We start from the raw sequence: 6641 nt of genomic DNA, 5'->3' as shown, positions 1-6641 counted from the left end.
TAGCCCGCTAAACGCGAGTGGGCGCCAGAGCGCGTTTAGCGGGCTAAACGCGCTCCGGAGGGGGCCCGGAGGTAGAGGTCGCGCAGCAGGAGGATCTCGGCGCCGTGGTGTATGGCCTCTCGGTTGATGTGCAGGACGAGGGGGGAAAACGGGTAGTCGGCGTACGGGCCCTCGGCCTCGCCACAGGGGCGTTCGAGGTCTTCGGCGGTGAGGGCGCGGACGCCGTCGCGCCAGTGCGCGTACGCGTCGTCGATTTGCTTCAGCGCTTCGGTGGCGGTGGGTGAGCCGCCAGGTGATCGTCGTCACCGGCGGCGGCGAGGGCTCGGGATACGCCCAGTCGATCATCAGACGGCCGTCCTCGCGGGGTCGGATCGACCAGCAGTCCTCGACGGGTTCCCAGAAGTATTCGTCGTCGGTCAGGGTGTCCAGCCGCGGACGGAAGTGCCGTGTCCAGTGCCAGTCGAGCTGTTCGGAGAGTCCCTTGCTCCAGTCGATGCTCATCTCCTCGGACGGCAGGGCCACCAGCGGTCAGTCACTGTCCTGAATCGTGTGGGGGTTGGCGGCGGGGTGACCCGGCCCACCTGGGACGATGGTGGGGAAGCGTGCTGCTCTGATCTGGAGGTTTCAGGTGCCCAGTCCCACCGGTCCGGTAATCGTCGTGGACTTCGGGGCGCAGTACGCGCAACTGATCGCGCGCCGCGTGCGGGAGGCCCAGGTCTACTCCGAGGTCGTCCCGCATACCGCCACCGCCGAGAACATCCTCGCCAAGGAGCCGGCCGCGATCATCCTTTCCGGTGGTCCTTCCAGCGTGTACGCGGAGAACGCCCCCGCGCTCGCCCCCGGCCTTGTCGACGCGGGCGTGCCGATCCTCGGCATCTGCTACGGCCACCAGGTGCTCGCGCAGGCGCTCGGCGGTACTGTCGAACCGACCGGGATCCGTGAGTTCGGCCGCACCGAGGTGCGTGTCACCGGCGAGGGCGGTGTGCTGCACGCCGGCCTCCCCGGCAGCCAGCCCGCGTGGATGAGCCACAACGACAGCGTCACCAAGGCCCCCGAGGGCGCCACCGTGACCGCGTCCAGTGACGGCGCCGCCGTCGCCGGCTTCGAAGACGTCGAGCGTCGCTTCGCCGGCGTCCAGTACCACCCCGAGGTGCACCACTCGCCGCACGGCCAGGAGGTGCTGCGCCGCTTCCTGCACGACATCGCCGGCATCCGGCCGCAGTGGACGACGTCGTCCATCGTCGACGACCAGGTCAACCGCATCGCCGAACAGGTCGGCGACGGGCGCGCGATTTGCGGGCTGTCCGGCGGCGTCGACTCGGCCGTGGCAGCCGCGCTGGTCCAGCGCGCCATCGGTGACCGGCTGACCTGCGTATTCGTCGACCACGGCCTGTTGCGCTCCGGCGAGCGCACACAGGTCGAGCGCGATTTCGTCGCCGCGACCGGCGTCAACCTGGTGACCGTCGACGCGCGTGAGCGGTTCCTCGACGCCTTGGCCGGGGTCACCGACCCCGAGGAGAAGCGCAAGATCATCGGCCGCGAGTTCATTCGTGTGTTCGAGCAGGCCGAGCGCGACCTCAAGGCCGAGGGCGACTACAAGTTCCTGGTACAGGGCACGTTGTACCCGGACGTCGTCGAATCCGGTGGCGGCGAGGGTGCGGCGAACATCAAGAGCCACCACAACGTCGGCGGACTGCCCGACGACCTGCAGTTCGAGCTCGTCGAACCGCTGCGTCTGCTGTTCAAGGACGAGGTGCGCCGCGTCGGGCTGGAGCTCGGGCTGCCGGAGACGATCGTGCAGCGGCAGCCGTTCCCGGGGCCGGGGCTCGGCATCCGGATCATCGGCGCCGTCGACGCCGAGCGGCTCGAGACACTGCGCGCGGCGGACGCCATCGCGCGCGAGGAACTTACCGCGGCCGGGCTGGACGGCGAGATCTGGCAGTGCCCGGTGGTGCTGCTGGCCGACGTCCGCAGTGTCGGTGTCCAGGGCGACGGGCGGACGTACGGGCACCCGATCGTGCTGCGGCCGGTGTCGTCCGAGGACGCGATGACCGCGGACTGGACGCGGCTGCCCTACGAGGTGCTGGAGCGGATCTCGACCCGCATCACCAACGAGGTCGCCGAGGTGAACCGGGTGGTACTGGACGTCACGTCCAAGCCGCCGGGCACCATCGAATGGGAGTGACCTCTCCGGCCCTCCCGACCTGCGTTTAGCCCCCTAATCGCGCTCTGGCACTTTGGTGCCCTGACGTGCGTTTAGCCCCCTAATCGCGCTCTGACGGTCCGGGGCACTCAGGCGACCCCGGCCTGCGTTTAGCGGGCTAAACGCGCTCCGGCCCGCCCCGGGGCACTTCGGCGACCGCATCGCGATTAGCCCGCTAAACGCAGGCCGGGCGCAAGGCGAAGGCCCCGGGCGAGGGGCCGGGGCCTTCGGAGTGGGGTCGTTCGTGAGTGGGGCCGCTAGCGGCGGCTCTTGCGCACTGACGCGGCGAGCAGCAGCACGCCGACGAAAATCGCGCCGCCCGCCATCACCCAGCGGAAGTCGAATCGCGGCAGCCACGAGGCGCCGTCCGACAGGACGTACCCCGACACCAGCAGCGTCGCGATCCCGACGATCAGGGTGAAGACGTCCACCCCGCGCTTCGCCGCCTGAGCTGACTGAGCTGACTGGGCTGACTGCGTGCTGTCGTAGTTGTCGTAGTCGTACTCAGCCACGACGCACCTCCACGTTTCCGACACCGTTTTCGATCTGCAGGACGATCCTCTGGCCGGTGCTTCCCGGCGAGGTGAAGTCGACCTTTTCCAGCGCGACTCCCGAGCGGGTCTGACCGAGGCAGTTCATGTCGCCGGCCTGGGTCTCGCAGGTGACCTTCACTTCGGCACCCAGCGGCACGATCACCGTCGAGTTACCGGCCCCATTGCTGATCTTCGTGGTGACCGGTGTCCCCGACGGCAGCTTGGTCAGGTCGATGTCGATGTCCCCGGCCGAGCGGTGGTATTCCGGCAGTACCTCGGAAGCCTGGTACGGCGTCGTCTTCAGGTCGCCGAGCCCGCCCTTCACGGAGAAGTTCTCGAACGGGACGGTGGTCAGCGCCATCCCGACGATCGCCAGCGGCACCGCCAGCCCGATCAGCCCGCGCCCGCCCCGCACGAACGAACCGGCCACCAGCCCGATCCCGACCACACCCAGGGTGAGCCCGACGACGTGCTGAAGGCTGAACCACCCCTGGCCGTCCAGGTTCAAAACGACACCGGCACCGGCGACCAGGAGGGCGACACCGAACGTCGCCGCGCCGATCTTCGACTTCCGGCGCCGGGACGACGGCGGCGAGGGAGGCGGCGGGGTCTGGGGCGGCAGGCCACCGGACGGCGACGCGTTCGGCAGGTCCCAGGCGGACGGGTCGGCCGCCAGCGGATCCCAGCTTCCGTCGGCCGCCGTCGAGGCCGGGGCCGAAGCCGTCGACATCGAGAACGCGGCGGTCTGATACGCCGGGGTGGGCATCACCGGCCGGTTGAACTGGCCGCGGCTGCGGTGCAGCAGGTACAGCGCGACGGCCATCAGCGCGAAGCCGATCAGCCCGCTGCCGTCGGTCAGCCAGCCGCCGCTGAAAGTCCAGGAGAGGCCGGGGATCAGCAGGATCAGCAGCAGCACCGCGAACGCCGGGGAACTCGACGCGCGACCGCGGCCGATCAGGCCCTCGAACGTCGAGACGGCGTCGCCCTCCTGCGGCAGGAACAGCCAGCCCAGCAGATAGACGAAGACGCCGAAGCCGCCGAACACGGTCGCGGCGACCAGCGCGACGCGGACCACTGTCGGGTCGATGCCGTACCGGTAGCCGATCGCCGCGGCGACACCGGCGAACTTGCGGCCGTGTGCCGGGCGGACCGGCCTGCTCCGCCAGAAATCCTTGACGGTGTCCTCGAAGCCGGCCGCGGGGCCCCTCTTCGGTGTGTGTGTCTCACTCCCACTCATGTCACAAAGAATGCGCTCGGCGTCGTCTCGACACATCCGGGATGGACCCTGAGTTTTTCCCTACCCGGCAGAGTCAGGGGTTTCCCCGATGGATCAGTGCCGCGGTCCGTGTGACCATGGAGAACGTGCAGGAATCCGCCCCCAACGACCTCGCCGGGCAGGCGAAGCCGACGATCATCGAGCGCCCTCCGGTGCCGGTGCCCGGAAGCCTGCCCTTGACGCCGTTCGAACCCCCCAAGATGTACCGCCGCCGCTCGGGTCGCGCCATCGCGGGTGTCGCCGGCGGCCTCGCCGACCACCTCGGCGTCAAGGTGCTCTGGGTCCGGGCCGCGTTCGCGCTGCTGGCCGCGATGAACGGTGTGGGCCTGCTCGCGTACGGCCTGCTCTGGGTCTTCGTCCAACAGCAATCCGGTGAGGTCGCGCAGGAGAAGTCCGCCCCCAAGGAGAAACAGCAGGCGTTCGGCCTGATGGCGCTCGGGGTCGGCCTCGCCGTCGCCAGCGGCACACTGACCGGCCTGATCAGCGGCTGGCTCGCCATCCCGCTGGCACTGGCCATGATCGGTGCGGCCGTCGTCTGGCGGGAGGCCGACGAGTCGCAGCGGCGGCGCTGGCGTCTCGGCGCCAAGGGCGGGGTGGCCACGGCGTTCCTCGGCGGCGGGGGCTGGTCGGCCGCAATCCGTGTGGTCGCCGGTGTCGCGCTGGTGATGGCCGGGATCGGGGTCGTCGTCCTGCAAAGCGGCAGCCTCGACCAGGTCAAATTCGCGCTGGTCGCGGTGATCGCGACGCTGTTCGGCGTCGCCGTGCTGACCGTCCCCTTCTGGCTGCGCCTGGTCCGTGACCTGTCCGACGAGCGCACTGCCCGTATCCGCACCGACGAGCGCGCCGAGATCGCCGCTCACTTGCACGACTCGGTGCTGCAGACCCTCGCGCTGATCCAGAAGCAGTCGGAATCACCGCGTGAGGTCGCCCGGCTCGCGCGCGGCCAGGAACGTGAGCTGCGCGGCTGGCTCTACGGGCCGTCGGGCTACGGCAAGAACAAGAAGACCGAGGAAGAGGCCATCAGCGGGCAGCTGTCCGAGGCGCTCGTGGCCGCGTGCGGCGAGGTCGAGGACGCGTTCGCGATTTCGGTGCAGCAGGTCGTCGTGGGGGAGGCGGCGCTGAACGAGCCGCTGACCGCGCTGGTACAGGCGGCTCGCGAGGCGATCGTGAACGCCGCCAAACACGCGGGCGTCGACGAGGTCAGCGTGTATGCCGAGGTGGAACCGACCGCGGTGACGGTGTTCGTGCGCGACCGGGGCAAGGGATTCGACCCCGACGTCGTGCCCGCCGACCGGCACGGGCTCGCGGATTCGATCCGCGGCCGGATGGAACGGCACGGCGGGAAGCTCAAGCTGCGTACCGCACCGGGTGAAGGAACCGAGGTTCAGCTGGAGATGCCGGTCAAGGCGGGGAAGGGCGCGGCATGAGGTCGCTATGCTCACGGGACAGGGCGAGCGAGGGAGCATCGTGACGGAGAACCAGCAGACGCGGGAGCCGGTCAAGGTCTTCCTCGTCGACGACCACGCGCTCTTCCGGGCAGGCGTGCGCACCGAACTGGACTCGATCACCGACGACGTGCGCGTGGTCGGCGAGGCGGGCTCGGTTGCCGAGGCGGTCGCGGGGATCGCGCGGACCAAACCGCAGGTCGTGTTGCTCGACGTGCACATGCCGGACGGTGGCGGCGCCGAGGTGCTGCGCCGGATCCGCCCGGAGCTGCCGGACGTCGTCTTCCTGGCGCTGTCGGTCTCCGACGCCGCCGAGGACGTGATCGCCGTGATTCGCGCCGGTGCGCGTGGCTACGTCACGAAGACGATCTCGTCGAAGGAGCTCGTACGCGCGGTTGTGCGGGTCTCCGACGGCGACGCGGTGTTCTCGCCGCGGCTGGCCGGGTTCGTACTCGACGCGTTCGCCGACCGGCCGGGCTCCGCGCCGATCAGTGACCCGGACCTCGACCTGCTGACGCCGCGGGAGCGTGACGTGCTGCGGCTTCTCGCGCGCGGGTACGCGTACAAGGAGATCGCGTCCGAGCTGTTCATCTCGGTGAAGACCGTCGAGACGCATGTGTCGAGCGTTCTGCGGAAGACGCAGCTTTCGAACCGGTACGAGCTTTCGCGGTGGGCGTCCGACCGTCGTCTCGTCTAGCTGGCGCCGGTACTCATCGGCCTGGTGGCCGTGTTCTCCTCGGGATGGGGCTGCTCGGGCTCGTCGCGCCGCGGCGGCTGATCCGGCCGTTCGGCATCGTGCTGGACTCCGCGACCGCGCGGACCGAGGTGCGCGCGGTCTACGGCGGCTTCGGGGTGGCGATCGCCGTGCTGCTCGGTTTCGCGGCGTTCGACGTCGGCGGGATCCGGCAGGGTGCCGTGATCGCGGTCGCCGTCGCGCTCGCCGGGATGGCCTTCGGGCGGCTGGTCGCCCGGTTCGCGGAGCGGCCCGAGCGGTTCTATCCGAGCTGGTTGTACTTCTGGGTCGAGCTGGTCCTGGCCGGACTGCTCGTCGCCTCCACCCTCTGATACCCACTGACGCCCTCTGGCGCCGGAGCGCGTTTAGCGGGCTAAACGCGATCCGGCGGGGTGAGCCCCCAGACCCCAACGGAAAACCATTATCCCGCGAAAAGCGCTCCCCCGGGCAG

General features: G+C 69.8%; 5 protein-coding genes and 2 pseudogenes. 4 read left to right on the top strand and 3 right to left on the bottom strand.

The genetic code is table 11. The features are described from left to right. Positions 1 to 35: 35 nt before the first annotated feature. Positions 36 to 501, bottom strand: a pseudogene (locus AB0M65_RS39680) (DinB family protein). A gap of 127 nt (positions 502 to 628) precedes the next feature. Here AB0M65_RS39680 and guaA point away from each other — a divergent pair. Further along, positions 629 to 2185 carry a glutamine-hydrolyzing GMP synthase gene (guaA, locus tag AB0M65_RS39675; RefSeq protein ID WP_364040406.1) on the top strand — a complete coding sequence of 519 codons (1557 nt, stop codon included), beginning with the start codon at positions 629 to 631 and terminating at the stop codon, positions 2183 to 2185. A 275-nt stretch (positions 2186 to 2460) separates the two neighbouring features. On the opposite strand, the gene AB0M65_RS39670 is transcribed toward guaA, so the two are convergent. Together AB0M65_RS39670 and AB0M65_RS39665 are read right to left on the bottom strand one after the other, a co-directional pair. Beyond that, a complete protein-coding gene (locus AB0M65_RS39670) occupies positions 2461 to 2715 on the bottom strand; it encodes a hypothetical protein (protein WP_364040403.1) in 255 nt (84 codons plus the stop codon). Further along, positions 2708 to 3973: a PspC domain-containing protein gene (locus tag AB0M65_RS39665; RefSeq protein WP_364040400.1), complete on the bottom strand. Its 1266-nt coding sequence runs from the start codon at positions 3971 to 3973 to the stop codon at positions 2708 to 2710. Before AB0M65_RS39665 ends, AB0M65_RS39670 begins: the two co-directional genes overlap by 8 nt. Before the next feature lie 110 nt (positions 3974 to 4083). On the opposite strand from AB0M65_RS39665, the gene AB0M65_RS39660 reads away from it, so the two are divergent. The 3 genes and pseudogenes from AB0M65_RS39660 to AB0M65_RS39650 all read left to right on the top strand — a co-directional run bounded on the left by AB0M65_RS39660 (position 4084) and on the right by AB0M65_RS39650 (position 6522). Next, positions 4084 to 5439 (top strand): PspC domain-containing protein, encoded by a 1356-nt coding sequence (locus tag AB0M65_RS39660; protein WP_364040397.1) that lies wholly within the window; start codon positions 4084 to 4086, stop codon positions 5437 to 5439. Between the two features lie 40 nt (positions 5440 to 5479). Then, positions 5480 to 6154, top strand: coding sequence for a response regulator transcription factor (locus tag AB0M65_RS39655; RefSeq protein ID WP_076163075.1), 675 nt, complete (start codon positions 5480 to 5482; stop codon positions 6152 to 6154). Continuing rightward, positions 6155 to 6522: pseudogene (locus AB0M65_RS39650) on the top strand (DUF4345 family protein). Positions 6523 to 6641: the final 119 nt, after the last annotated feature.

It is taken from the genome of Amycolatopsis sp. NPDC051071, assembly GCF_040682875.1.
Taxonomy (GTDB): domain Bacteria; phylum Actinomycetota; class Actinomycetes; order Mycobacteriales; family Pseudonocardiaceae; genus Amycolatopsis.
This window is presented reverse-complemented; position numbering and strand designations above follow the sequence as displayed.